This is a genomic window from Streptomyces griseobrunneus, assembly GCF_046713465.1.
Taxonomy (GTDB): Bacteria; Actinomycetota; Actinomycetes; order Streptomycetales; family Streptomycetaceae; genus Streptomyces; species Streptomyces microflavus.
Window position 1 is genome coordinate 200,171 of sequence record NZ_CP177081.1, and the last position, 23,110, is coordinate 223,280.

Here is a 23,110-nt window from a genome sequence, read left to right on the forward strand (position 1 = left end):
GCCGGTCACTTCAGCGTGAACGACTTCGCCGCCGGGGAGACCGAGGCCGGGCTGATGACCTTCAGTCCGCCGGGGACCGTGGCGTCCGGCTTCATGATGACGCTCTCCCGGGTGGACGGCGCCGCGGGGTCGGAGAAGTCGTGGGAGACCCCGAACTCGGTTCCGTACCCCTTGATCGTGAGCAGCGCCTTGTCGACGCCCTCCCGGGTGAGGTCCTTGTTGTCGCACGCCTTGTCGAGGGCCTCGCCGAAGATGGAGGCCGCCGTCCAGCCCGCGACGACGCCGTTGTCGAGGACGTCGTTCGGGTACTGCGACGCGTACTGCTTCGCCAGCAGCGACGGCCCGTCGCCGGGGTCGCCGATGGGCAGTGTGGAGGAGGCGATGTAGTAGTCCTTCAGCAGGGCCGGGCCCGCCTGGGTCTTCAACAGCTGCGGTGCGTAGGCCGAGTTGTTGCCGACGACGGGGACATTGAAGCCGGTGGCGGCCGCGACGCCGACGAGCGAGGCCGCCTGGCGCGGACCGGCGCTGACGACGACTGCCTTCACGTCGGCCTGCTTGAGCGCGGCGACCTGGGCCGTCATGTCGTTGTCGGTCGGCTTGATCTTCTGCTCGACGACGGTGAGCCCGGCCTCCTTGGCCGCGTGCTTGGAGCCGGTGAGCGCGTTCTCGCCGTAGTCGCCCTCGAAGTACACATGGCCGATCTTGTCGCCCTTCGCGATCCGCTTCTCCTTGAGCAGGTGGTCGATGAGGTTGATGGTCTCGATGTCGTACGTGGCGCCGACGACCCGGATGTACGGGGAGCCGAGCAGGTTCGCCGACCAGGCCTGCGGCAGCACGAGCCCCTTGTCCTTGCCGTCGATGCGCTGCTCGACGGCGGCGACGAACGGGGAGCCGATGAACTGGGCGAAGCCGAGCACCTTCGGTTCCAGCTCGGTGTAGCCGGCGATCGCCTTCTGCGGGTCGTAGCCGTGGTCCCGCACGGTCAGTTCGATCTTCCGGTCGCAGATGCCGCCCTTGGCGTTGATCTGCTTCACCCACAGCTGCTGGGCCTGGGTGACGCTCTTGCCGAGCGAGGCGTACACGCCGGTCATGTCGGTGAGGACACCGAGCGAGATCGTCGAGGAGGAGACCCCGGGACCCGTCTTGATCCCGGCCTTGTCCTGCTCCTCCCCCTTCCCCTCGGTCGCCTTGCCGCTGCACCCGACGAGGGTGACGGTGAGGGCCGCGACCACGGCCGTGAGCGCTCTGAGTTTCATTACTTCTCCCCTGATTTCTTCGGACGCGTGACTCGTGGGAGTGCGATGCCGAGGCGGGCGAGGCCGCCGGGCAGGAACAGGACCACCGCGACCACCGCGGCGCCGTACAGATAGCGGGATGCCTCACCCGGTGCGAGACCGCCCGTACCGGGGGCGGAGACCAGCGGGAGGGAGTCGCTGTAGTGCGTGAGCACCTGCGGGAGCAGGGAGACGAAGAAGGCGCCGACGACGGCTCCCGCGACGCTGCCGAGCCCGCCGATGACGATCATGGCGAGGTATTCGAGGGACAGGATCATGCCGAAGTACTCGGGCACGGTCCGCTGGAAGACCAGCGCGAGCAGGACGCCCGCGAGACCGGCGTACATGGAGGACAGGACGAAGACCCCGGCCCGGTAGCGGGCCACCGGCACGCCCATCACACCCGCCGCGATCCGGTGGTCGCGGATGGCGTTCATCGCCCGGCCCGGCCTGCCCCGCAGCACTCCGCGGGCGAACAGGGCGGCGAGCAGCAGGGCGGCCAGGCCCACGTACCAGAGCTTCTCCGACGATCCGAACGGCACGGCGGCGACGACGACTTCGGTGTCGTCGAAGGTGAACCCGAAGAGGGAGAGCGGCGGTACGGCCCGCCCGTTGTAACCCCCGGTCAGGGAGCCCGCGTTGAACAGGATGTGCTGCCCGATGAAGATCAGTGCGAGGGTCGCGATTCCGAGGTAGGCGCCGCGCAGCCGTCCGGCGATCGGGCTGAACACCCCTCCGGCGGCCCCCGCGAGCAGGACGGCGAGGATCGCGGCCAGCCAGGTGGGCAGGCCCAGTCCGGTCAGGGCGTGGCCGTTCTCGGTGCTGCTCTCGCCCGCCAGGATGCAGTAGCTGTACGCCCCCACGGCGAGGAAGAACGCGTGGCCCATGGAGAGCTGGCCGGTGGCGCCGGTGAGCATGTTGAGCCCGATGGCCCCGATGGCCGCCGCCATCGCGAACAGTCCGGCCTGGAGCCAGAAGCGGTCCAGGTAGAACGGGAGGGCGAGGAGCAGGACGGAGGCGATGAGGACGGCGTACGTACGGGGTCGGCGCAGCCGGTCGGTGACGCTCTCCGCGGCACCGGGTGCGGGGGTGGTTGTCGCCAGGGGGGCAGCTTCGGCGGTCGTGTCAGACACGGGCGAGCTCCTTCGTGCCGAAGAGTCCCGCGGGCCGGATGAGCAGGACCGCGACCATCACCAGATAGGGCGCCAGATCGCCGATGCCCCGGCCGAGGAAGGAGAGGTCGCTCTGGTAGCCGGTGGCGAGCGACTCGGTGACGCCGACGATGAGTCCCCCGGCGAGCGCCCCGGTCGTGGAGTCGAGTCCGCCGAGGATCGCGGCGGGGAACGCCTTGAGCGCGGCGAGCGAGGTCGCGCGTTCGAGACCGGGGGTCGGGAAGACCGTGAGGAAGAGGGCGGCGACGGCGGCGAGGGCTCCGGCGACGGCCCAGGCGGCGAGCGAGACCCGGCCGAGCTTGATGCCCATGAGGGCCGCGGTCTGCGGGTTCTCGGCGGCGGCCCGCATCGAGACGCCCCAGGAGGTGTAGCGGAAGGCCAGCAGGAACACGGTGATGAGGAGCCCGGCGGCGAGGAACGCGGCGATCCGGGTCTGGGCGAGGGTGATCCCGCCGATCCGGACGACCTCGTTGCCCCACGGGTCGCCGAGCGCGAGGACGTCCGTGCCCATGCGGCGGGTGAGTTCGGTGATGAGGAGGATGTCGACGCCGATGGTGACGATGGCCAGGACGCTGTGGTCGCTGCCCCGGTAGCGGCGCATCACGAAGAACTCGATGGCCGCCCCGACGGATGCCGCCCCCGCGATCCCGACGAGCAGCGCGGGCCAGAACCCGATGTCGTCGTGGAGGACGGCGGTGACGTATCCGCCCGCCAGCAGTAGTGACGCGTGGGCGAAGTTGACGACCTCGGTGGCCTTGAAGATGACGACGAAACCGAGGGCGATCAGTGCGTAGACCGAACCGATCGACAGGCCGCCGAGGAGAAGTTCGATGAACGTGGTCATTCCGGTGCTCCCAAGTAGGCCTGGACGACGGCCGGGTCGTTCTGGACCTCGGCGGGGGTGCCGCCCGCGATCCTGCGTCCGAAGTCGAGTACGGTCACCGCGTCCGCGAGCCGCATGACGACCCCCATGTCGTGCTCGACCAGCACGATGGAGATGCCGAGGCTGTCGCGGACGTTGGCCACGACGGAGGCGGTGCGGCGGCGTTCGTCGGCGGTCATTCCCGCGATCGGCTCGTCGAGGAGCAGAACCCTCGGCTCCATGCAGAGGGCGCGGCCGAGCTCGACGAGCTTCTGCTGCCCGTAGGGAAGCGATCCCGCCGGGCGCTCCAACGCCTTCTCCAGGCCGATGAATTCGGCGATCTCCCGGACCCGGTCCAGATGGCGCTTCTCCTCGCGGGCGGCGGACGGCAGCCGCAGACCGGTGGCGATGAACCCGGAGCGGGTGAGCCGGTGGCGGCCGAGCAGCAGGCTGTCGGCGACGGTCGCGTGCGGGGGGAGCGCCAGGTTCTGGAAGGTGCGGGCGACGCCGAGGGCGGCGATGGTGTGCGGTGCGAGTCCGGTGAGCTCGGTGGTGCCGAGGTGGACGGTGCCCGCGGAGGCGCGGTAGACGCCGGAGAGGACGTTGAAGCAGGTGGACTTGCCCGCGCCGTTGGGGCCGATGACGGCGTGCACACTGCCGGGTTCGACGGTGAAGGAGACGCCGTCCAGGGCGGTGAGCCCGGCGAAGCGTACGGTCACGTCGGTGACGGTGAGGGCGGCCGGCTCGGTGGAGGCGGGGCCGGTGGCGGTGGCCGGTGCGGTCTTCACGCGGACCACCTGCTCAGGGTGCGGCGGGTGCGGGACGCCGCGTCGGCGTCGGCGGCGGCCTCCTCGTCGACCACGCCGAGATAGCGCCGGCGCACCTCGTCGGAGGCGGCGAGTTCGGCGGCCGGCCCGTGCAGGGCGACCTCGCCGACGTCCAGGACGTACGCCGTCGAGGCGAGGCGCAGCGCGATGGCCGCGTTCTGCTCGACGAGCATGACGGAGGTGCCGCTCGCGTTGATCTCCTGCACGGTCTCCGCGATCCTGGCCGCCATCAGCGGGGCGAGGCCGAGCGAGGGCTCGTCCAGCAGGAGCAGCCGGGGTCCCGCCATCAGCGCGCGGCCCATCGCCAGCATCTGCTGCTCACCGCCGGAGAGCAGGCCGGCCCGCTGGTGCGCCCGGTCGGAGAGGACCGGGAACAGTTCGTGGACGCGGGCCAGTGCGGCGCTCGTCTCCTTGCGTCCGCCGCGCGCCCCGAGGGCTCCCGCCCGCAGGTTGTCGGCCACCGTCATCCGGGCGAAGACCTGTCGGCCCTCCGGTACCTGGACCACTCCGGCGGCCACCACCTGGGCGGGCCGCAGCCCCTCCAGGGGGCGGCCGTCGAACCGGATGGTGCCGGTGCCCGTACCGCGGTGGAAGCCGAGGGTCCGCGACACGGCCCGCAGCAGCGTGGTCTTGCCCGCGCCGTTGCCGCCGAGTACGGCGGTGATCGCACCGTCCGGCACATCGACGGAGATGTCGCGCAGGGCCCGGACCGGGCCGTAGCCGACGGACAGTGCGCGGATCTCTAGCGTTGCCATGCGTCCTCCTCCTTCCGCCTTCTCGTGTCGTGCTCGTGGGTCGTGCTCATCTGTGGGGGTGTGGCTTCGTGTGGTGCCACAGACCAGCACCGGCCGGAGCGCGCGTCCACGGCGCGGGGCGGACTCGATGCGGGTGACCAGCGATCGAAGGGGCTCGTTGTGCACGCGCACAGAGGCGGTGACGTGCGGGCTCCCGCCCGCGCGGCCGGTGGCATCCTCATCGGTCATCGGGGAGACCGGCCCGGCGGAGGGAGGCGGGGATGCGGCGGGACGCATGGGCCGCGGCGCAGCAGCGTGCCGGGACGGAGACGTCGGCCGGGGCGCTGCTCGGGCCGCTGTTGGCCGGCTCCGCCCAGCCGCACCAGGTGCGGCGCGCGGCCCAGGGGCTCGGGTTGCCCGAGCGGGGGCGTTACGCGGTGGTCGTGCTGGGCGGAGCCGTCGCGGTCCCGGACGGGGACGGGGCGCGGTGGTGCTGGTGCGGGAAGGTGGGGGTGGTCCTGCTGGGCCAGGGAGGTCTCGCCGGACCGGTCGGGTTGCTCGGGGAGGCCGGGGCGGGGCCGGGCGGGGTCAGTCCGGTGGTGGGCGGTCTCGCGGAGCTGGGGCTCGCCCGCCGGCTCGCGGGGGCGGCGCTGCTGACCTGTGGGCCCGGGACGCGCGAGATCGTGACGCTGGACGAGCGGTTGCCGACGGCCCTGGTGGCGAGCCGGCCGGAGCTGTCCGCGCGGCTGCTCGCGGAGGTGTTCGGCCCGCTGCTCGTGCTGGATCCGGCCGAACGGGCCCTGCTCGTAGGCACGTTGGAGGTGTGGCTGGAGTGCGGGGGTTCGGTGGGGCGGGCCGCGGTGCGGCTGCGGTGCCACCGGAACACGGTGTTCAACCGGCTGCGGCGGCTGGAACGGCTGACCTCACGGTCGCTGTCGCACCCGCGCGAGCTGGTCGAGACGGTGCTGGCGCTGGACGCGCTGCGGTTGTCGGCGGCGCGGGGGTGAGGGGGTGAGGGGCGGGGGTGAGCAGCGGGGCTCTCCCGTGGCGCGTCGGTCCGCAGAGCCGGAGGCGGGGGCCCCGGGTGGCGCGTGGGCCCTCGGGGCCGGAAGCGGGGCCGGAAGCGGGGCCGGAAGCGGGGCCGGAAGCGGGGCCGGAAGCGGGGCCGGTCGTACGTTCCGTACGCCGGCCCCGTTCCGTCAGCTCAGGAAGTCCCGGGCGATCGACTCGGCCGCCCGCTCCAGCAGCGGCCCGGCCTGGGCCATCGACACGGCCGGGTCCGGTTCCAGCTCGGCCAGGGCGTAGGCGCGCGCGATGCCCGCCCCCCTCAGGGCCTCCTGGGAGAGGGCGAGCCGGCCGCAGACCGCGACGACCTCGATCCCGGCCTCCCGGGCGGCCGCGGCCACCCCCGCCGGGGCCTTGCCGTGCAGGGTCTGCTCGTCGAGCGAGCCCTCGCCGGTGATGACCAGCGTGGCGCGGGCGAGCGCGGGGGCGAAGCCGAGCACGTCGAGCATCACCTCGATGCCGGGCCGGAAGCGGGCACCGAGGGCGACGAGCGCCCCGTAACCGATGCCTCCGGCCGCTCCGGCTCCGGGCAGGGCCGCCGTCTCCGGCCCCAGGACCGAGGCGTAGTGCGTCAGGGCCGCGTCAAGGACCGCGATGTCCTCCTCGCTCGCGCCCTTCTGCCGCCCGTACACCTCGGGCGCCCCCTTGGGCCCGGTCAGCGGGTTGTCCACGTCGCTGGCCAGGATCAGGTCGACGTCCGCGAGGCGCGGGTCGAGCCCTGACAGGTCGGCCTCGGCCAGCTCGGCGAGCCCCCCGCCGCCGGGGCCGACGGGCTTGCCGTCCGCGTCCAGGAAGCGGGCCCCGAGCGCGGCGAGCATGCCCGCGCCGCCGTCCGTGGTGGCGCTGCCGCCGACCCCGAACACGATCGTGGTCGCCCCGGCCTCCAGGGCGGCCCTCAGCAGTTCGCCCGAGCCGTACGTGGTGGCCGTGAGCGGGGCGAACACCCCGTCGGGCAGGTGCTGGAGGCCCGAGGCCTCGGCCATCTCCACCACTGCGGTGGAATCCCGCACCGCGTACGCCGCCGTCACCGGGTCCCCGAGGGGTCCGGTCACCCGCGCCTCGCGGCGCTCGAACCCGGCGGCCACCGCCGCCGCGACCGTGCCGTCGCCGCCGTCCGCGACGGGCAGGGTCTCCACCCGTACGCCGGGGGCGACGCGCCGCAGCCCGGCCGTCACCCGCTCCGCGACCTGTACGGCCGTGAGCGAGCCCTTGAACTTGTCCGCCGCGACGAGCACGCGGGCGGTCTCCACATCTGCTCCGTCCGTCACCTTGCATCCCTTGCTTTCGAACAGGCAGTCGCGCCGCCCCGACCCTATCCGCACGACCCCTGATCTGCCCATGGCCGTCCGGAACCGCCCGCTTCCCCCTCCCCCACTACGCTGTCGGCCGTGACGACTACCGATGCCGACTACGCCACGTACATCTCCGGGCTCCCCCGGGTCCTGGCCGCCGCCGCGTGTCTCTTCCGGGACGCGGAGGGACGGGTCCTGCTCGTCGAGCCGAACTACCGCAAGGGCTGGGCGCTGCCCGGCGGGACGGTCGAGTCGGAGACGGGCGAAGGCCCCCGGCAGGGCGCCCGGCGCGAGACGCTGGAGGAGATCGGGCTCGACCTGGCACCTGGCCGGCTGCTCGCCGTCGACTGGACGCGGGGCAGCCGCAGGCCGCCGATCGTGGCGTACCTGTACGACGGCGGGGTGCTCACCCCGGAGCAGTTGGCGGCGATCCGGCTCCAGGAGGAGGAGTTGCTCTCCTGGAAGCTGGTCGCTCCGGCGGACCTGGGCGGGCATCTGCTGGGGCAGCTGGAATCGCGGGTGCGGGCAGCCCTGGACGTGCTGGAGTCCGGCGCCGGCACGGCGGAGCTGGAGGACGGGAAGCCGGTCGCGGAGAGGGCGTAAGGGGGCGGAGGGCGTGCAGGAGACATGGAAGCCGTCGGCCCTGCCGGGGCCGAGGTCCAGGACGGGCCGCCTCAGCCCTGCTGGGCCTCGGGCTTGATCTCCACGTCCCGGGTCGGCCCCTCCCGCTCGGCGACCAGCGCCTCCGTGCGGTGGCCGCGGGCGATGTAGTCGCGCACCACGAGTTCCACGGCGTCCTGCGGATTGCCGACACCCGCGAGGACCATGACTTCGACGACGAGTTCGGCGTCCAGACTGACGTTCACCTTGGCCATGGCGGGACCCTACCCCGCCGAAATGCGTTCGCGGGGCGCGTTCCCGCATCCGTAGGCTCGGCGCATGACGCTTGTCGCGATCCTCAGCGGTGCCGGTATCTCCACGGACTCCGGCATCCCCGACTACCGGGGCCCGAACGGGGTGTGGCGCAAGGACCCGGAGGCCGAGAAGCTCGTCACGTACGACTTCTATGTGGCCGATCCGGAGATCCGCCGCCGTTCCTGGCAGATGCGCCGCACCGCCTCCACCTGGAACGCCGAGCCGAACGCGGCCCACCGGGCGGTGGCGGAGCTGGAGCGGTCCGGCACCCCGGTCCGGGTGATCACCCAGAACGTCGACGGGCTGCACCAGCTGGCCGGACTGCCCGCCCGCAAGGTCCTCGAACTCCACGGCACCGCGCGCGAGGTGACCTGCACCCGCTGCCACGCCCGCTCCTCGATGGCCGAGGCCCTGGAGCGCGTCGGGGCGGGCGAGGCGGACCCGGCGTGCTCGGTCTGCGGCGGGATCCTGAAGTCGGCGACGGTGATGTTCGGCGAACGGCTGGACCCGCGGGTGCTGGCCGACGCAATGACGATCGCCAAGGCGTGCGAGGTCTTCGTGGCGGTCGGCTCGACGCTCCAGGTGCAGCCTGCCGCCTCGCTCGCCGGGGTCGCGGCCGAGCACGGGGCGCGGCTGATCGTGGTGAACGCGGAGCCGACCCCGTACGACGAACTCGCCGACGAGGTCGTCCGGGAGCCGATCGGTACGGCGTTGCCCCGGCTGCTGGCGGGGCTGGCCACGGGCTGACCTGCGGCTTCAGCCGTCCAGCCCCGCCCGGACCCGGCGCGAGGGCTGGAAGACGTACAGGTCGAGGATGTCCGGGGCGTCCGCGAGGCCGGGGCCGCCGGCCGAGGCCCAGGTGATGATGTCCTGCTCCGCGTGCTCGTCGTTGACCAGGCCCAGCCAGACCGGGCGGCCGCCTGCGCGGCGGCCCTCGGCGGAGGGCTGGACCACGATGACGTTGCCCTGCTCGCAGGCGTCCAGGCACTCGACGGCCCGTACGGTGGCGGCGCCCTCCAGGCCTGAGCGGAGCCGGATGAGCTGGGCCGCGTGATCGACGCCCGGGATCTTCTCGGTGCCGCAGCAGCAGCCCCGGCAGACACTCACGGTGGGCCGGGGAACACCCTGGGCGGGCACGTCCTTGCGGGGGCGGCGGCTCATGCGGGCACTTCCGGTCGGTGGGGGAAGGGAGGGGGACGACGACCATCGCTGGTGCGGGTGATCACGGCGACTCTACCGAGGCCGCCCCGCTTCGAACACCTGCCCTCCCGCCGGGCCCGGTGGGGTAACGTTGATGGCTGCGAAGGGGAGTAGCCCCGCAAACCGGTCGTCGACACACTGGAGCCCTCGGGTTCCCGGTGGCCGGGCTCGTGGATCCTTGAGGGGATCGTGATCACGGGCGGGCGAGACCTTCGGTCCTGTATGACACGTCCACGTCCTGTGGGCGCTGCCGTCATGCCGGGCCGAGTGGTCCTCCGAAAAGCCCAGTGGCGCTTCGCGAAGATCCGGGGCCCGGCTCGCACAGAAAGCCACCCGGAATGCACCTCGACCCTCTGGCGATCATCACCGCCTTCGGGCTGATCTTCCTCGCGGAGCTCCCCGACAAGACGATGTTCGCGTCGCTGGCCATGGGCACGCGGATGCGCCCGCTCTACGTGTGGTTCGGCACGTCGTCCGCGTTCATCGTGCATGTCGCCATCGCCGTCGGCGCGGGCAGCCTGATCGGGCTGCTGCCCGACTGGACCGTCAAGCTCGTCTCGGCCTCGCTCTTCGCGTTCGGCGCGTTCATCCTGCTGCGCGGCAGCGGCGGGGACGACGATGACGACGCCGAGGTGAAGACCGTGACCGGTTTCTGGCCCGTCTACTCGACCGCGTTCATGGCGGTCTTCATCAGCGAGTGGGGCGACCTGACCCAGATCACCACCGCCAACCTGGCGGCGAGCAACGGCACCTGGTCCACCGCGATCGGTTCGGCCGCCGCCCTGATGTCCGTCTCGGCGCTGGCCCTGCTCGCGGGGAAGTTCATCGCCAAGCGCGTACCGCTGAAGACCGTGCAGCGCATCGGCGGTATCTGCATGCTGGGCCTCGCGCTCTGGACGGCCGTGGAGATCTTCACCGGCTGAGCCGAGGAGGGGCGGGGAGCGGGACGGGGTCGTACCGGTGCCGGTACGACCCCGTCCCGCTCCTGCGTGCTCCCCGCCCCCGCCGGCGCTCTCAGAACAGCGCCTGCACCCCGTTCTGCGTGCCGCCGCCGCTCTCGAAGGCGAGCAGCCGCTGCTTGCGGTCCAGGCCGCCGCCGTAACCGGTGAGGCTGCCGGAGGCTCCGACGACCCGGTGGCACGGCACGATGATCCCGACCGGGTTCTTGCCGTTGGCCAGGCCCACCGCCCGGGAGGCGCCCGGCTTGCCGAGCTCCTCGGCCAGTTCGCCGTACGTACGCGTCTCGCCGTACGGGATCTTCAGCAGCTCCGCCCAGACGCTCCGCTGGAACGGGGTGCCGTGCAGGTCGAGCGGGAGGTCGAAGGTGGTGAGTTCGCCGGCGAAGTACGCCGTGAGCTGGCTGATCACCTCGGCGAAGGGCTCCGGGTCCGGGACTCCGAAGGTCTCCTCGGGCGGGCGGTGGCGCTGGTCGGTCATGTAGAGGGCGCAGAGGACGCCGTCGGCGGCGACGAGCGTCAGCGGGCCGTAGGGGCTGTCGACGACCGTGTGCTGCTTGGTCACCGGGGGCGTGAGTGTGGTCATGGCGGGGGTCCCTCCGTCAGGCGGGCAGGTGGTTGATGGGGTGGTCGTCCACGGTCCAGAGGTACTGGACGGCGTAGGCGCGCCAGGGGCGCCAGTCGGCGGCCCGTGTCGTGAGGGCGGCGGGCGTGGCCGGGAGGCCGAGCCGCTCGGCCGCCCGGCGGATGCCGAGGTCGGTGGGGAGGAAGGCGTCGGGGTCGCCGAGCGCCCGCATGGCGATGACCTCGACCGTCCAGGGGCCGAAGCCGGGCAGCGCGGAGAGTTCGGCGCGGGCCCGTCCCCAGTCGGTGTCGGTGCCCAGGCGGAGCGTCCCGTCGGCGAGGGCGGCGACCAGGGTGGTGAGCGTGGTGCGGCGGGTGCGGGGCAGGGCCAGGGACTCCGGGTCGAGCCCGGCCAGGGCCTGTGGGGCCGGGAAGAGGTGGGTGAGCCCGCCCTCGGGGTCCTCGACGGGCACCCCGTACGCGGTGACCAGGCGGGCCGCGTGGGTGCGGGCGGCGGCGGTGGAGACCTGCTGGCCGAGGACCGCGCGTACGGCGAACTCGGCGCCGTCCACCGTACGCGGCACCCGGCGGCCGGGCCCGGCGTCGACGAGCGGGGCGAGCAGGGGGTCGGTGCGCAGCCGGTCGTCGACGGCGACCGGGTCCGCGTCCAGGTCCAGGAGCCAGCGGCAGCGGCTGATGGCCTGGGTGAGGTCGCGGGGGTCGGTGAGGGAGAGCCGGCAGGCGATGTGGCCGGGCTGCGGGGTGAGGGCGACGATGCCGTGGCCGTACGGGAGGGTCAGCGTGCGGCGGTAGGCGCCGTCCCGCCACTCCTCGATGCCGGGGACGGCGGTCGCGGCGAGGTGGCCGAAGAGGTTGCTGGGGTTGAGCGGGGCCCGGTAAGGGAGGCGGAGCGCGATCACGCCGGGGGTGGCTGGGGCCAGGGGGCCGCGGGCCGCGCGGGTGCGCAGTTCGCCGGGGGCGAGGGCGAAGACCTCGCGGACGGTCTCGTTGAAGGTGCGGACGGAGGAGAACCCGGCGGCGAACGCCACCTCAGCCAGGGGCAGGGTCGTGGTCTCGATGAGGAGGCGGGCGGTCTGGGCCCGCTGGGCGCGGGCCAGGGCCAGCGGCCCGGCGCCCAGCTCGGCGAGGAGCTGGCGTTCGATCTGGCGGGCGGAGTAGCCGAGGCGGGAGGCGAGGCCTGGGACGCCCTCGCGGTCGACGACACCGTCCCGGATGAGCCGCATGGCGCGGGCCACCGAGTCGGCGCGGGCGTTCCACTCGGGGGATCCGGGGCTGGTGTCGGGGCGGCACCGTTTGCAGGCCCGGAATCCGGCCTGCTGGCAGGCGGCCGCGCTCGGGTAGAAGGTCATGTTGCGGACCTTGGGCGGCACAACGGGGCAGCTGGGGCGGCAGTAGATCCGGGTGGTGAGGACCGCGGTGAAGAACCAGCCGTCGAAGCGGGCGTCCTTGGACTGGACGGCCCGCACGCAGCGCTCGGTGTCGGTGTGCATGACTCCAGGATGGGTCACCGGTCAGGGGCTTGGCTGGCGGAAATCCGACATGGACCTCGGGGCCCCTGGGGCCGCCGTGCCCCCTGGGTGTCAGCCGCGCATCGCGAGGACTTCCTCGAACTCCACGTACGCGTGCGCGTCGAAGAGCACGAACCGCACCTCCTCGACGGGGGCCACGGTCTCCGCGAGCACCGTGCGCACGGCGATCCGCGCGCCGTCGTCCATCGGCCAGCCGTAGATGCCCGTCGAGATCGCCGGGAACGCGACGCTCCGGGCCCCCAACTCGGCTGCCAGGTGCAGGGATTCGCGGTAACAGGAGGCGAGGAGCGCGGAGCGGTCCTGGGCTCCGGAGAACACCGGGCCGACCGTGTGGATCACCCAGCGGGCCGCCAGGCGCCCGGCGGTGGTGGCGACGGCCCGGCCGGTGGCGAGGCCCTTGCCGTACTGCGAGGCGCGCAGCTCCCGGCAGGCGGCGAGGATCTCGGGTCCGCCGCGCCGGTGGATGGCGCCGTCGACCCCGCCGCCGCCGAGGAGCGAGGAGTTGGCGGCGTTGACGATGACGTCGACGGACTGGTCGGTGATGTCACCGCGGACCAGGCGGACCGCGGGGGTGACGGAGGTGCTCATGCGGACATCATGCCGCGCCCCACGCGCCCGCGCCGCCCGCTCGGGCGGACCGGGCCCGGCGGACGGTGCCGCGCCGCCGTCCCGCGGTGACGCGCGGCGCCTCGCTGCCGCCCGGCCGCCCACCCGAAGGGCAGAATGTCCCGGTATATCAAGATTCCCCGCGCTGTCGGAGGTGGCTACCCAGGCGAGGGGCCCGTCCGTGTCCTCAGACGATGCGTCCACCGGCGGCCGGGCGGGCGGCCCCCTGACCGGCAGGCCCTCCGTTGCCACGTACCTCTCCCGGCGCCGGGAGCGGCGGGAGCAGCTCGCCCGGTTGCGGGACAACGAGTCGACGCTGCTGGACCGGCTGTACGGAACGGAGTTCGAGGGGTACGCCTTCCCCGGGCCGCACGACGTGGACGAGGCCACCGCCGTCGCCTGCATGCGGTTCGCGCTGCGCCACGGGCGGGAGCTGTTCCTAGCCGGGGCGGAGACCCGGGCCATCGAGTCGGCGGTCGTCGCGGTCACCGCGCGCTGGGGCATGGACCACATGACCGTCGACGTCACCGCGCGGACCGTCCAGGCCCAGTACGTGGGCGCTGTCCACCAACGGCCTGCCCTCGTTCTACGTCACCGGGCTCCAGACCGCCGCCGTCATCGGGCTCACGATGGTGCCGGCCGACGCGCGGGTGCTGACCGGGGGCGAGGCGGCGAGCGTGGCCGCGGCCAACATGGTGCTGCTCCTGCCGATCCTGTCGGTGGTGAGCCTCGCGGAGGACGCCATCTCGGGGTTCCGGGCGATGGCGGCCGGGCGGCTGATCAGCGTGGGCATGTTCCTGGCGGCGATGGTCGGCGGGATCTCCCTGGTGGCGTTCCTGCTGCGGGACGCCGACGTGGATGCCCGCAACACCGCTTTCCGCGCCCTGCCGTTGGTGCTCTCCCTGGTGACCTCGGCGGTCGGGGCGCTCGGCAACGCCATCTTCATGGGCGGCCCGCCCCGCCTGCTGCCGTGGGCGATGGGGGCGGGCGTGCTGGCCGGCCCGGTCAAGGGCGTCCTGCACCAGGAGCTGGGGCAGCCGACGCCGCCGGCGGTCCTGGGGGCGGCGGCGGTGCTGGGCGCGGCGGCCGGTGCCGTGGCGCCGGTGCTCCGGATCCCGTCGCGCTCCCTGGTGGTACCCGGTATCGCGGGGGCTCTGCTGCCCGGCCACATCGGCGGTGCGGCGCAGCGGCGTTGGGCTCCGGCCTCCCGCGCCGCCCCCGGCGGCTGATTCAGGAGGAGGCGCGCAGCTGCCGCCATACGGCCTTGGCGGCGTGGTGGCCGGACATGCCGTGCACGCCGGGGCCTGGCGGGGTGGCCGAGGAGCAGAGGAAGACCGCGGGGTGCGCGGTCGCGTAGGGGACGCGGGCGAGCTTGGGGCGGATCAGTGTCTGGAGGCCCGAGAAGGCTCCGCAGGCGATATCGCCGCCGACGTAGTTGGCGTTGCGTTCGGCGAGCTGGGGCGGGCCCGAGACGGCGCGGGCGAGCACCAGGTCGCGGAAGCCCGGGGCGAAGCGCTCCAGTTGGCGCTCGATGACGTCGGTGGCGTCGCCCTCCCAGCCGGCCGGGACGTGCCCGTACACCCAGAAGACATGGCGTCCTTCGGGGGCCCGGGACGGGTCGGTGATGCTCGGCTGGGCGGTGATGAGGAAGGGCACGCTGGGGTCGCGGCCCTCGACGGCGGCCTTCAGCGCGGTGTCGATGGTCCCGGCGTCGGGGCCGATGTGGACGGTGCCGGCGCGGCGGGCGTCCTCGGCGGTCCAGGGGACGGGGCCCGACAGCGCGTAGTCGATCTTGAAGGCGGAGGCGCCGTAGCGGTAGTGGCTGTAGGCACTGCCGAGGCCGGCGATCCGGGCGAGCGCGGAGGGCGAGGTGTCGAAGATGTAGGCGCGGGCCGGCGGGAGCTCGTCGAGCCGCTTGACCTCGCTGCCGGTGCGGATGGTGCCGCCCTGTTCGCGGAGGTAGGAGGCGAGGGCGTCCGAGATGGCCTGCGATCCGCCGCGCGGCACCGGCCAGCCGTTCTCGTGGGCGGCGAGCGCGAAGACGAGGGCGATCGCCGCGGTGGCGAATCCGCTGGTGGGAGCTATGGCGTGGGCGGCGAGACCGGCGAAGAGGCCCCGGGCCTTCTCGCCCTCGAAGCGCCGGGAGACCCAGGTGGCGGGCTGCAAGCCGAGCAGGCCGAAGCGGGCCAGCCGGTACGGGTCGCGGGGCAGGCCGTCCCAGGGGGTGCGGAGGAAGTCGGCGGCCAGGGTGTCCCAGTGGCCGAGGAAGGGGGCGACGAGGCGGCGGTAGGCCCCCGCGTCAGCGGGCCCCAGCGACATCGCGCTCTCGCCGACGGAGCGGGTGAGGGTGGCCGCGGTGCCGTCGGGGAAGGGGTGGGCGAGGTCGACCTCGGGGTGCAGCCACTCGAGGCCGTGCCGGGCCAGGGGCATGGCCCGGAACGCGGGTGAGCCGACGCCGAGCGGGTGGACGGCGGAACAGGGGTCGTGCCGGAACCCCGGGAGCGTCAGCTCCTCGGTGCGGGCACCTCCGCCGACGGTGTCGTGCGCCTCGTGGACCTCCACGGCGAAGCCCCTGCGGGCCAGTTCGGCGGCGGCGGTCAGCCCGTTGGGCCCGGCCCCCACGACGACCGCATCGAGCATCGACGGCACCTTGGGACTCCTTCGTCAGCCGGCAGGCGGAACCCCAGGGTATTCCGGCGCACCGCCCGCGCGGACGCGGGTGCCGCCCGGAGCCTGTCAGCCACCCGTCCGCAGGGCGGCCAGGACGCGCTGGAGGGTGGCCTCGTCGCGGGCCGCCGAGAACGGCAGGTCGTTGCCGCCCGCGATCCGGAAGGGGGTGCCGGACAGGGTGGCCTGGGCGCCGCCCGCCTCGGTGACCAGGAGCAGGCCCGCCGCGTGGTCCCAGGCGTACTCCCAGTTGAAGGCGGTGGCGTCCTGGGCACCGCGGGCGACGGAGAGGTATTCGAGCCCGGCGGAACCGCAGGGGCGGGCGGCGATGCCTTCGGTGCGCAGGCCGAGCAGGGCCCGCTTCTGCGCCTCGGTGGTGTAGTCGGGGTGCGACATGGCCACCTTCAGTACGGCGCCGGGGGCGGGCGCGCCGGAGCGTATCGGGGTGCCGTTCAGCGTGGCGCCGCGGCCGCGCACGGCGACGGCCATCTCGCCCAGGGCCGGGGCGTACGTCCAGGAGGCGTGGACCTCGCCGTGCCGGGCGAGGGCGACCAGCGTGCAGAACCCGGACTCGCCCCGGACGAACTGGCGGGTGCCGTCGACCGGGTCGACGATCCAGACGGGGGCGTCGCCACCGAGGGCGTCATAGACCGCCGGGTCGGCGTGCACGGCCTCCTCGCCGACGACGACCGAGCCGGGCAGCAGCTCGGTGAGGGCGGCGGTGAGGTGTTCCTCGGCCAGCCGGTCCGCGGCGGTGACCAGGTCGTGCGGGCCGCTCTTCTCGATGATCTCGTGGGCGGCGAGCTTCCGGTGGCGGGGCATGATCTCGGCCGCCGCCGCGGCGCGCACGGCCGCCTCCACCTCGGCCAACGCTCCGGTGTGCCCGGCGGTCCCGTACAGGAAGTCATCGATCATGCCTCCAGCTAAGCATGGGCCGCCAGGCGTCCTCACCCCGGGTGAACCCGGACATCTCCGGCGCACGGTCGGATGCCGGACAGTGGCCGCGAAATGCGACCAGGAACAAAGGATGCGTCAATTTCCCCTGCATATTCTTGACCCCCGGGTAAAAATCCGCTGCGTGACAAGTGGAGGCGCTGCGGTTAGTGTTGACCTGGATTCGGGGGCGGAGCTCACGCAATGATTCCCCCCGTGCGGCCTTGAGTGGCCACCAGGCTGGAACGCACAACCAGGGGGGGGAAACCGTGCCGCAGCCAGCTAACCCCTCAGGGTTGCGCCGTCCCGGCAGGACCCTGCGGACTTTCCCGTCACACCGCGGAGACCGGGGCCGCCACCGGCCACCGTGTCGCCCCCCGTGCGGCCCGGGCCCACTGTTCCCACGGATGTCACAGAGCCTTAACGTGCGCACCGAAACCTGGTATCAGGTATCCGCGACAGTGGAACCGATCAGGAAGCGGAAGCGTCCAGCATGGGGAATCCCATTCCCGCGCAGACTGTCTACGCGCCAGTAATAACTGTCGGTAGAAGAATGCATTCCGCCTGAATACACGGTGGCGCCCCGGCAGCAATGCGGTCGCGCGCCGAAGACGCCGCAACCCCGCTTTTCCGTCGCCCCGGACCCACACCGGGAGTGAACTCCCACCAGGCGGGGCAGGCGCGCTCCGATCACACGGTTCAACACATTCACAACATGCCGAACGACACACGGCAGCAGCCGTCGCTGTTGGAGCACGAGGGGTTCTGGTATGGCAGAGAAGGGCAGATGCGGACTGCTGGTCCTGCACTCGTCACCTTTGATACGCAAGGCGATTCTCGATCTGTTCCGGGGTGATCCGGGCGTCACCGTACTGGGCGGCTGCCCGCACCCGACCGCCGTCGGCAGCCTTCCCGGACGCCGGCCGGACGTCGCACTGGTGGAGTACGAGCAGTGGCAGGGCGTGCGCGGCAATCTGGCGTACTGGAGCGGCACCCGGGTCATCCTCTACAGCAGGGACAACGCCCCCCGCAGCGTGGTGGATTGCATCCGGGGCGGGGCCGCCGGGTTCGTGCACGAGTCGTGCCCGCCCGAGTCCATCGTCAAGGGGCTGCACGATGTGCTGAGCGGGCGCAGCTTCTGGCATCTGGGGGCCGACGAGCCCGAGCGGGTACCGGTGGCGCAGCGCGCCGACGCGGGCGGGCAGTGGAAGCTGAGCGGGCGCGAGGAGGAGATTCTCGGCCTCTTACTCCGCCGGCGCTCCAACGAGGAGATCGCCCATGAGCTGTGCCTCACCCAGCAGACCGTCAAGAACTATGCGAGCCGGGTCTTCCACAAAGTGGGCGTCTCCGGGCGCAAGGAGCTGTTCAGGATGCTGAGGCCCCGCGGATGACCCCCCGGGAGACAGCGGCCGGAATGGCGGAAAACCCTCTGTCGGCCGAGCGGCACGGGCGGGTGGTCACCCTCACCCTGGACCGGCCGCACCGCCGCAATGCGATGTCCACCGAGATGTTGAGTCAACTGGCCCATAGGTTAAGGGAGTTGACGGAGCTGGGTGGCGACGTGACGGGCGCACTGGTGCTCACCGGTGCCGGCGGGACCTTCTCCAGCGGTGCGGACACCCGGGAACCCGACTGGCGTGACCTGTCGCGCCGCGCGGTGCGGCGGGCCCATTTCCGTACCGTGTTCGCGGCCCTGCACGAGGCCCCCTTCCCGGTGGTGGCGGCCGTCGAGGGGTACGCGCTCGGGGGCGGGCTCGAACTGGCCCTGGCCTGCGACCTGGTGGTGGCCGGCGAGGGTGCGCTGTTCGGCCTTCCGGAGCTGGGGGTCGGCGCCGTTCCGGGCGGCGGCGCGGTCCACTCACTGCTGCGCCGGGCGGGCCGCGGGGTGGCCGCCAGGATGCTGCTGATCCCCGGGGAGCGCGTGCGGGCGGACGAGCTGGCCCGGCTGGGCGCGGTGGAACGCACGGTGCCCGACGGCGGGGCGCTCACCGAGGCACAGGCCCTGGCCGCCTCGGTGGCGGCGCAGGATCCGGCACTCCTGGAGGCGGGGGTCCGGCTGCTGCGGGACTCCGGGCACCTGGACCGCGCGGCGGCGCTCGGCGTGGAGAACGGCTACTGGTGGCAGGCCGCGTCGGCCGCGAACCAGAACCCCGCCTAGGCCTCGCACCCCTGCGACCGAAGCATTTCCGGCCACCGGAAGCGAGCACTCCGTTGCAGCGGGTGAGCTGCACCGTTAGCCTTGTTGATCAGATTCAGTAATCAGTGAATATGACCTGCGGACGACCGTGGACGCAAGAGGAGAGAGAGCAGAAGAGACGTGACCCCTCTCATCGAATGTACCGATGTCACCAAGAAGTTCGGTGACTTCACCGCGCTGAGCCGGCTGAACCTGACGGTCCCCCAGGGCGTCGTCTACGGATACCTGGGCCCCAACGGAGCGGGCAAGAGCACCACGATCCGGATGCTCATGGGCCTCTCCCGGCCGACATCGGGCCAGGTCCGGGTGTTGGGCCAGGACCCGACCGAACCCGAGGTCCGGCGGCGCATCGGCTATCTGCCCGGTGAACTGCGGCTGGACGAGCGGCTGACCATCGGGCAGACGCTGGCCTCCTGGGGGCGGCTGCGGGGGCTGACCGACACCGCCTGCCGGGACGATCTGGTCCAGCGGTTCGGCGTCGACCCGTCCCGGCAGGTGCGCGGGCTCTCCACCGGCAACCGCCGCAAGGTCGGCCTGGTCGGCGCCTTCATGGCCCGGCCGGAGCTGCTGATCCTGGACGAACCGACCAACGGGCTCGACCCGTTGATGCAGCAGGTGTTCCTCTCCACCGTCGAGGAGGCCCGGGACAACGGGCAGAGCGTGCTGCTCTCCTCGCACATCCTCTCCGAGGTCGAGCGGGTCGCGGACCTGGTCGCGGTGCTCCAGGGCGGCAAGCTCGCCGCCTCCGGGCCGACGCAGGAGCTGCGCCGCCAGGCCGCGCAGCGCTTCCACATCACCTTCGCGGAGGGCGAGGACGTACCGCTCACCGCGCTGGCCGCCCTGGACGGGGCGTCCGGCGTGGGGCGCCGCCGGCAGGAGGGCCAGGAGGTCTCCCTGGCGTGGGCCGGCTCTCCCGACGCGCTGCTGAGGTTCCTGGCCGGGCACCGCATCACGACGCTCACCGCCCCCGAACCGGACCTGGAGGAGGCGTTCCTGGAGTACTACCAGCGGGACGTCCCGGGCAGCCGGAGCTCCACCGCCGAGGAGCCCTCCCCGGCCGCCGACCCGGTGCGGTAGCGACCGCCGGACACCACCGCCACGGGTCTCAGTCACCAAGGCCGCTCCCCCGGGCCGGCCGGAAGGGAAACACATGTCATCGCCCAGCTCGGAGATCTTCCGGCGCGGAGTACAGATCCAGAAGCGCACCCTGATCGCCTGGTCGGCCGCGCTGGTCCTGCTCGCGCTCTCCGTCGTCGGCGCCTGGCCCTCCATGGAGAGCTCCGGCGCCCTGGAGGACTTCTCCACCGGTCTCTCGCCGGAGCTGGCCTCGGCGTTGGGGGTCGACCAGATCGCCAGCGCCGGCGGCTACCTCAAGGGCAACTTGTACGCCGTCCTGCTGCCGCTGCTCCTCGGCCTGATGGCCGTGACCGCCACCACCGCCCTGACCGGCGGCGACGAGGAGGCCGGGCGGCTCGAACTGCTGCTCGCGCTGCCGGTCGCCCGCCGCCAGGTGTTCCTGGTCCGCTTCCTCTGCGTGGTTTTCGGCCTGGCCCTCACCAGCCTCCTGGTCTGGCTGTCGGTGTACGGCTCGGTCGTCTCCCTCGACATGGACGTCTCCGCGGGCGGGGTGGCGGCGGTGACGCTGACCGTCGCCCTGCTGGCCGTGCTGCACGCGGGTATCGCGTACGCCGTCGTCGGGTTCGGCTTCGGGCGCGGTCCCGCGCTGGGCGTGGCGGCGGGCGTGCTCGTCGTCGGATATCTGCTGCACGGCATCGCGCCGATGTCCGACGCCCTGGAACCGCTGGCGAACGTCTCCCCCTGGGAGTGGGCGCTGGGCAGCGACCCGCTGCTCAACGGCGTCCCCTGGGGCGGGGTCGCGCTGCTGGTGGCCGTCTCCGTCGTGGTCGTCGCCGCCGGCACGTACGCCGTGGACCGGCGCGACATCAAGAACGCCTGAACCGCACACCCGCGCGTTCCCCCAGCGGCCCGGTGCCTCCCTCGCGGAGGCGCCGGGCCGCCGACGTGTGTACGGGGTGGGGGCGGGTCACGGCGTTGACGCACGGGGCCGGAAATCGAGTACTGGCAGTCATCAAATAAAGTGTGCATGAGTACTTGACGGCCATATCGAGGCTCATGTAAGGGCAGCTAGCTTCGAGCCATGGACAGCAGCCGAGCCCATTCCCCGGACCCCTCCGATCCCATCGTGCTGACCGGCATCGGGTGCGTACTGCCCGGCACTCCCGATGTCCATGCCTTCTGGAGCCATGTCTCCACCGGGACCTCACAGGTGAGCCGGCTGGAGAGGCCGGCCTTCGCCGCTGCCGGGCTGCCCGTCCACGCGGCCGCGCAGCTCGGCGAGTTCGACACCGCGACCCGGCTGCCGGACCTCCTCCCGGCGCACGCCGCGAAGTACAACCGCGACATCCTCGCGACCATGGCCGCCGTCAGCGACGCGCTGAAGGACGCCGGGATCGCCCGGGGCCAGATCGCCCCGGAGCGGATGAGCATCGTCCAGTCCTCGTCCCGCGGCCCCCTGTCGTGGTGGGCCGAGACCATCACGGCCGACGCGGAGCAGGACCCGTACGGGGGCAAGGCGACGGCCATGTTCCGCGGTCTGGCCGGCTGCCCGGCCACGCTGGCCGCCATCGACGTCGGCGCGAGCGGCCTGGTCACCACCCTCAGCAGCGCCTGCGTCGGCGGCCACCACGCGATCGGCCTCGCCCTGCGCGAGCTGCGTTCGGGCAGCGCCGACGTGGTCCTCGCCGGCGGGCACGAGTTCCCCATCGTCCCCGAGGTGGCCCGCTGCTACCTGGCCCTCGGTGACGGGGTGCTCTCGCCCGAGAGCGACGACCCGGCCACCGCGGTGCGCCCCTACGACCGCGACCGGCGCGGATTCGCCCTCGGCGAGGGCGCCATGACGCTCTGCCTGGAACGCGAGTCGTCCGCCCGGGAGCGCGGCGCCCGGATCTACGCACGGATCCTGGGCCACCGCGCGCTCAACGAGGCCAACCACGCCACCAGCATGGACCTGGTCGGTGACGTCACCGCCTCGGTCGTCTCGGGCGTGCTCGACGACGCCGGCCGCAAACCCGAGGAGATCGGCTACCTCTGCGGCCACGGCACCGCCACCCGGTACAACGACATCGCCGAGAGCCGGGCGCTGCGCCGTCTGCTGCCGCGCCACGACGACGCCGACCTGCCGCCGCACGGCTCCAACAAGCCCATCTACGGCCACACGTTCGGCATGGCCGGGATCATCAACGTCGCCGCCACCTCGCTGATGCTCCACCACCAGCGGCTGGCCCGGACCGCCAACCACCTCACGCCGGACCCCGAGTGCGACTACGACCACGTCGCCGAGGGGCCGCGCGACACCGAGATCGACCTCGCGGTCTCGCTGTCCTTCGCCTTCGGATCGCAGACCTCCGTCATGGCCCTGGAGCACGCATGACCACAGCCCCCGAACGCCCCTCCTCCACCACCGCTCCCTATCTGGCAAGCGGCCCCGACGACCTGGTGCGCCGCTTCGTCCGCGAGGGCGACCACGTGCACGCCGCGGCAACGATGTCACGGCCCAACGCCCTCCTGAACGCGGTGTGCCGGGCCTTCGCCGGAAGCCACAGCCTGACGGTGAGCACCACGGCCGTGCACTCCAGCGCCCACGCGCTCGCCCTCTCCGGTGCCGTACGCAAGGTGATCACCGGCTTCGTCGGCGACACCTTCCCCTCGCCGCGCCCCAACCGCCTCTACCGCGAACTCGCCGAGGGCAGGCCGTTCGAGGTGGAGATGTGGTCGCTGCTCAGCTACACCCAGCGGCTGATGGCCGCCGCGCTCGGCCAGCCCTTCGCCACCACCGGCTCGATGCTCGCCGAGACCGACCTCCGGAACGGCAAGGAGGGCAGCCTCCACCTGGTGCCGCACCCCGAGGACCCGGAGCGCACCGTCACCCTGCTCAGCCCGCTGCGCCCGCGCCTCGCCCTCTTCCACGGGGTCGTCGCCGACCGCCGGGGCAACGTCGTGGCCGTCCCGCCGCTGGGCGAGGGCGCCTGGGCCGCGTACGCCGCCACCGACGGGGTCCTGGCCTCGGTGGAGGCGATCGTCGACGACGAGGTGATCGCGGCCATGCCGGACCGGGTGGTGATCCCCGCCGCCCGCGTGCTCGGCCTGTGCGAGGCGCCGCTCGGCGCCCACCCGCAGTCCCTGCGTACGGGTGGACTGGCCGGTGTCGAGGGCTACTTGGACGACTACGCGTTCCTCACCGACATCGTCACCGCCTGCAAGGACCCGGAGACGGCC

Annotated in this window: 24 protein-coding genes; 11 read left to right on the plus strand and 13 right to left on the minus strand. The window is 72.9% G+C overall.

Features of this window, described 5'->3' with window-relative positions:
• Positions 1 to 5: 5 nt before the first annotated feature.
• Genes ACK8N7_RS38305 through ACK8N7_RS38325 form a run of 5 tightly spaced genes read right to left on the minus strand, consistent with a single transcriptional unit; the run spans position 6 to position 4,890 of the window.
• Positions 6 to 1,256, minus strand: coding sequence for an ABC transporter substrate-binding protein (locus tag ACK8N7_RS38305; protein ID WP_403210161.1), 1,251 nt, complete (start codon positions 1,254 to 1,256; stop codon positions 6 to 8).
• Entirely contained in the window at positions 1,256 to 2,407 is a 1,152-nt protein-coding gene (locus ACK8N7_RS38310) for a branched-chain amino acid ABC transporter permease (RefSeq protein ID WP_403210159.1), read from the minus strand. Before ACK8N7_RS38310 ends, ACK8N7_RS38305 begins: the two co-directional genes overlap by 1 nt.
• Positions 2,400 to 3,290, minus strand: a complete 891-nt coding sequence (locus ACK8N7_RS38315; RefSeq protein WP_403210157.1) for a branched-chain amino acid ABC transporter permease — start codon at positions 3,288 to 3,290, stop codon at positions 2,400 to 2,402. Before ACK8N7_RS38315 ends, ACK8N7_RS38310 begins: the two co-directional genes overlap by 8 nt.
• Entirely contained in the window at positions 3,287 to 4,105 is an 819-nt protein-coding gene (locus tag ACK8N7_RS38320; protein ID WP_403210155.1) for an ABC transporter ATP-binding protein, read from the minus strand. The genes ACK8N7_RS38315 and ACK8N7_RS38320 overlap by 4 nt, the downstream gene beginning before the upstream one ends.
• Positions 4,093 to 4,890: an ABC transporter ATP-binding protein gene (locus tag ACK8N7_RS38325; protein ID WP_015612487.1), complete on the minus strand. Its 798-nt coding sequence runs from the start codon at positions 4,888 to 4,890 to the stop codon at positions 4,093 to 4,095. Before ACK8N7_RS38325 ends, ACK8N7_RS38320 begins: the two co-directional genes overlap by 13 nt.
• 260 nt (positions 4,891 to 5,150) lie before the next feature.
• Here ACK8N7_RS38325 and ACK8N7_RS38330 point away from each other — a divergent pair, with 260 nt between their 5' ends.
• Positions 5,151 to 5,876, plus strand: coding sequence for a PucR family transcriptional regulator (locus tag ACK8N7_RS38330; protein ID WP_403210153.1), 726 nt, complete (start codon positions 5,151 to 5,153; stop codon positions 5,874 to 5,876).
• A gap of 192 nt (positions 5,877 to 6,068) precedes the next feature.
• Here the strand turns inward: ACK8N7_RS38330 and ACK8N7_RS38335 are convergent, their stop codons facing one another.
• A complete protein-coding gene (locus tag ACK8N7_RS38335) occupies positions 6,069 to 7,184 on the minus strand; it encodes a glycerate kinase (protein ID WP_500446232.1) in 1,116 nt (371 codons plus the stop codon).
• Between the two features lie 138 nt (positions 7,185 to 7,322).
• On the opposite strand from ACK8N7_RS38335, the gene ACK8N7_RS38340 reads away from it, so the two are divergent.
• Positions 7,323 to 7,829, plus strand: coding sequence for an NUDIX domain-containing protein (locus ACK8N7_RS38340; protein WP_403210151.1), 507 nt, complete (start codon positions 7,323 to 7,325; stop codon positions 7,827 to 7,829).
• Between the two features lie 71 nt (positions 7,830 to 7,900).
• Here the strand turns inward: ACK8N7_RS38340 and ACK8N7_RS38345 are convergent, their stop codons facing one another.
• Positions 7,901 to 8,101, minus strand: a complete 201-nt coding sequence (locus ACK8N7_RS38345; protein WP_403210150.1) for a type II toxin-antitoxin system VapB family antitoxin — start codon at positions 8,099 to 8,101, stop codon at positions 7,901 to 7,903.
• 64 nt (positions 8,102 to 8,165) lie between these two features.
• Here ACK8N7_RS38345 and ACK8N7_RS38350 point away from each other — a divergent pair, with 64 nt between their 5' ends.
• Positions 8,166 to 8,888, plus strand: a complete 723-nt coding sequence (locus tag ACK8N7_RS38350; RefSeq protein ID WP_403210148.1) for an SIR2 family NAD-dependent protein deacylase — start codon at positions 8,166 to 8,168, stop codon at positions 8,886 to 8,888.
• Between the two features lie 9 nt (positions 8,889 to 8,897).
• Here ACK8N7_RS38350 and ACK8N7_RS38355 read toward each other — a convergent pair whose 3' ends face one another.
• Entirely contained in the window at positions 8,898 to 9,302 is a 405-nt protein-coding gene (locus tag ACK8N7_RS38355; RefSeq protein ID WP_500446204.1) for a (2Fe-2S) ferredoxin domain-containing protein, read from the minus strand.
• Between the two features lie 377 nt (positions 9,303 to 9,679).
• Here ACK8N7_RS38355 and ACK8N7_RS38360 point away from each other — a divergent pair, with 377 nt between their 5' ends.
• Positions 9,680 to 10,264, plus strand: a complete 585-nt coding sequence (locus tag ACK8N7_RS38360; protein WP_015612480.1) for a TMEM165/GDT1 family protein — start codon at positions 9,680 to 9,682, stop codon at positions 10,262 to 10,264.
• A gap of 91 nt (positions 10,265 to 10,355) precedes the next feature.
• On the opposite strand, the gene ACK8N7_RS38365 is transcribed toward ACK8N7_RS38360, so the two are convergent.
• The 3 genes from ACK8N7_RS38365 to ACK8N7_RS38375 form a co-directional block, all read right to left on the minus strand.
• Complete coding sequence (locus tag ACK8N7_RS38365) at positions 10,356 to 10,883, minus strand: methylated-DNA--[protein]-cysteine S-methyltransferase (protein ID WP_500446206.1); 528 nt, start codon at positions 10,881 to 10,883, stop codon at positions 10,356 to 10,358.
• A 16-nt stretch (positions 10,884 to 10,899) separates the two neighbouring features.
• Positions 10,900 to 12,372: an AlkA N-terminal domain-containing protein gene (locus tag ACK8N7_RS38370; protein ID WP_500446208.1), complete on the minus strand. Its 1,473-nt coding sequence runs from the start codon at positions 12,370 to 12,372 to the stop codon at positions 10,900 to 10,902.
• 90 nt (positions 12,373 to 12,462) lie between these two features.
• Entirely contained in the window at positions 12,463 to 12,999 is a 537-nt protein-coding gene (locus ACK8N7_RS38375) for an O-acetyl-ADP-ribose deacetylase (protein WP_015612477.1), read from the minus strand.
• 647 nt (positions 13,000 to 13,646) lie between these two features.
• Here ACK8N7_RS38375 and ACK8N7_RS38380 point away from each other — a divergent pair.
• Entirely contained in the window at positions 13,647 to 14,246 is a 600-nt protein-coding gene (locus ACK8N7_RS38380) for a hypothetical protein (protein ID WP_500446210.1), read from the plus strand.
• A gap of 1 nt (position 14,247) precedes the next feature.
• Here the strand turns inward: ACK8N7_RS38380 and ACK8N7_RS38385 are convergent, their stop codons facing one another.
• Positions 14,248 to 15,666 (minus strand): phytoene desaturase family protein, encoded by a 1,419-nt coding sequence (locus tag ACK8N7_RS38385; RefSeq protein ID WP_403210138.1) that lies wholly within the window; start codon positions 15,664 to 15,666, stop codon positions 14,248 to 14,250.
• 87 nt (positions 15,667 to 15,753) lie between these two features.
• The gene (locus ACK8N7_RS38390; RefSeq protein ID WP_403210136.1) at positions 15,754 to 16,599 is read right to left on the minus strand and encodes an inositol monophosphatase family protein; all 846 of its coding nucleotides are present in this window, start codon (positions 16,597 to 16,599) and stop codon (positions 15,754 to 15,756) included.
• A gap of 788 nt (positions 16,600 to 17,387) precedes the next feature.
• Between ACK8N7_RS38390 and ACK8N7_RS38395 the strand changes: the two genes are divergently transcribed.
• The 6 genes from ACK8N7_RS38395 to ACK8N7_RS38420 form a co-directional block, all read left to right on the plus strand.
• Positions 17,388 to 18,008 (plus strand): response regulator transcription factor, encoded by a 621-nt coding sequence (locus tag ACK8N7_RS38395; RefSeq protein WP_403210134.1) that lies wholly within the window; start codon positions 17,388 to 17,390, stop codon positions 18,006 to 18,008.
• Positions 18,009 to 18,031: 23 nt separating this feature from the next.
• Positions 18,032 to 18,775: an enoyl-CoA hydratase/isomerase family protein gene (locus tag ACK8N7_RS38400; RefSeq protein WP_403210132.1), complete on the plus strand. Its 744-nt coding sequence runs from the start codon at positions 18,032 to 18,034 to the stop codon at positions 18,773 to 18,775.
• A gap of 159 nt (positions 18,776 to 18,934) precedes the next feature.
• Positions 18,935 to 19,891, plus strand: coding sequence for an ABC transporter ATP-binding protein (locus ACK8N7_RS38405; RefSeq protein ID WP_500446213.1), 957 nt, complete (start codon positions 18,935 to 18,937; stop codon positions 19,889 to 19,891).
• 73 nt (positions 19,892 to 19,964) lie between these two features.
• Positions 19,965 to 20,771: an efflux permease Rv1217c-related protein gene (locus tag ACK8N7_RS38410; protein WP_500446214.1), complete on the plus strand. Its 807-nt coding sequence runs from the start codon at positions 19,965 to 19,967 to the stop codon at positions 20,769 to 20,771.
• Between the two features lie 201 nt (positions 20,772 to 20,972).
• Positions 20,973 to 22,265, plus strand: a complete 1,293-nt coding sequence (locus ACK8N7_RS38415) for a beta-ketoacyl-[acyl-carrier-protein] synthase family protein (protein ID WP_403210126.1) — start codon at positions 20,973 to 20,975, stop codon at positions 22,263 to 22,265.
• The coding region (locus ACK8N7_RS38420) for a CoA-transferase (RefSeq protein ID WP_500446216.1) at positions 22,262 to 23,110 on the plus strand (849 nt) is incomplete at its 3' end. The genes ACK8N7_RS38415 and ACK8N7_RS38420, both read left to right, overlap by 4 nt.

Bases quoted from the DNA above. Each gene is read 5' to 3' on its own strand.
- ACK8N7_RS38305 (WP_403210161.1), bottom strand. From the start codon at position 1,256: ATGAAACTCAGAGCGCTCACGGCCGTGGTCGCGGCCCTCACCGTCACC.
- ACK8N7_RS38315 (WP_403210157.1), bottom strand. From the start codon at position 3,290: ATGACCACGTTCATCGAACTTCTCCTCGGCGGCCTGTCGATCGGTTCG.
- ACK8N7_RS38325 (WP_015612487.1), bottom strand. From the start codon at position 4,890: ATGGCAACGCTAGAGATCCGCGCACTGTCCGTCGGCTACGGCCCGGTC.
- ACK8N7_RS38330 (WP_403210153.1), top strand. From the start codon at position 5,151: ATGCGGCGGGACGCATGGGCCGCGGCGCAGCAGCGTGCCGGGACGGAG.
- ACK8N7_RS38345 (WP_403210150.1), bottom strand. From the start codon at position 8,101: ATGGCCAAGGTGAACGTCAGTCTGGACGCCGAACTCGTCGTCGAAGTC.
- ACK8N7_RS38350 (WP_403210148.1), top strand. From the start codon at position 8,166: ATGACGCTTGTCGCGATCCTCAGCGGTGCCGGTATCTCCACGGACTCC.
- ACK8N7_RS38355 (WP_500446204.1), bottom strand. From the start codon at position 9,302: ATGAGCCGCCGCCCCCGCAAGGACGTGCCCGCCCAGGGTGTTCCCCGG.
- ACK8N7_RS38360 (WP_015612480.1), top strand. From the start codon at position 9,680: ATGCACCTCGACCCTCTGGCGATCATCACCGCCTTCGGGCTGATCTTC.
- ACK8N7_RS38365 (WP_500446206.1), bottom strand. From the start codon at position 10,883: ATGACCACACTCACGCCCCCGGTGACCAAGCAGCACACGGTCGTCGAC.
- ACK8N7_RS38370 (WP_500446208.1), bottom strand. From the start codon at position 12,372: ATGCACACCGACACCGAGCGCTGCGTGCGGGCCGTCCAGTCCAAGGAC.
- ACK8N7_RS38375 (WP_015612477.1), bottom strand. From the start codon at position 12,999: ATGAGCACCTCCGTCACCCCCGCGGTCCGCCTGGTCCGCGGTGACATC.
- ACK8N7_RS38380 (WP_500446210.1), top strand. From the start codon at position 13,647: ATGGTGCCGGCCGACGCGCGGGTGCTGACCGGGGGCGAGGCGGCGAGC.
- ACK8N7_RS38390 (WP_403210136.1), bottom strand. From the start codon at position 16,599: ATGATCGATGACTTCCTGTACGGGACCGCCGGGCACACCGGAGCGTTG.
- ACK8N7_RS38395 (WP_403210134.1), top strand. From the start codon at position 17,388: ATGGCAGAGAAGGGCAGATGCGGACTGCTGGTCCTGCACTCGTCACCT.
- ACK8N7_RS38400 (WP_403210132.1), top strand. From the start codon at position 18,032: ATGGCGGAAAACCCTCTGTCGGCCGAGCGGCACGGGCGGGTGGTCACC.
- ACK8N7_RS38410 (WP_500446214.1), top strand. From the start codon at position 19,965: ATGTCATCGCCCAGCTCGGAGATCTTCCGGCGCGGAGTACAGATCCAG.
- ACK8N7_RS38415 (WP_403210126.1), top strand. From the start codon at position 20,973: ATGGACAGCAGCCGAGCCCATTCCCCGGACCCCTCCGATCCCATCGTG.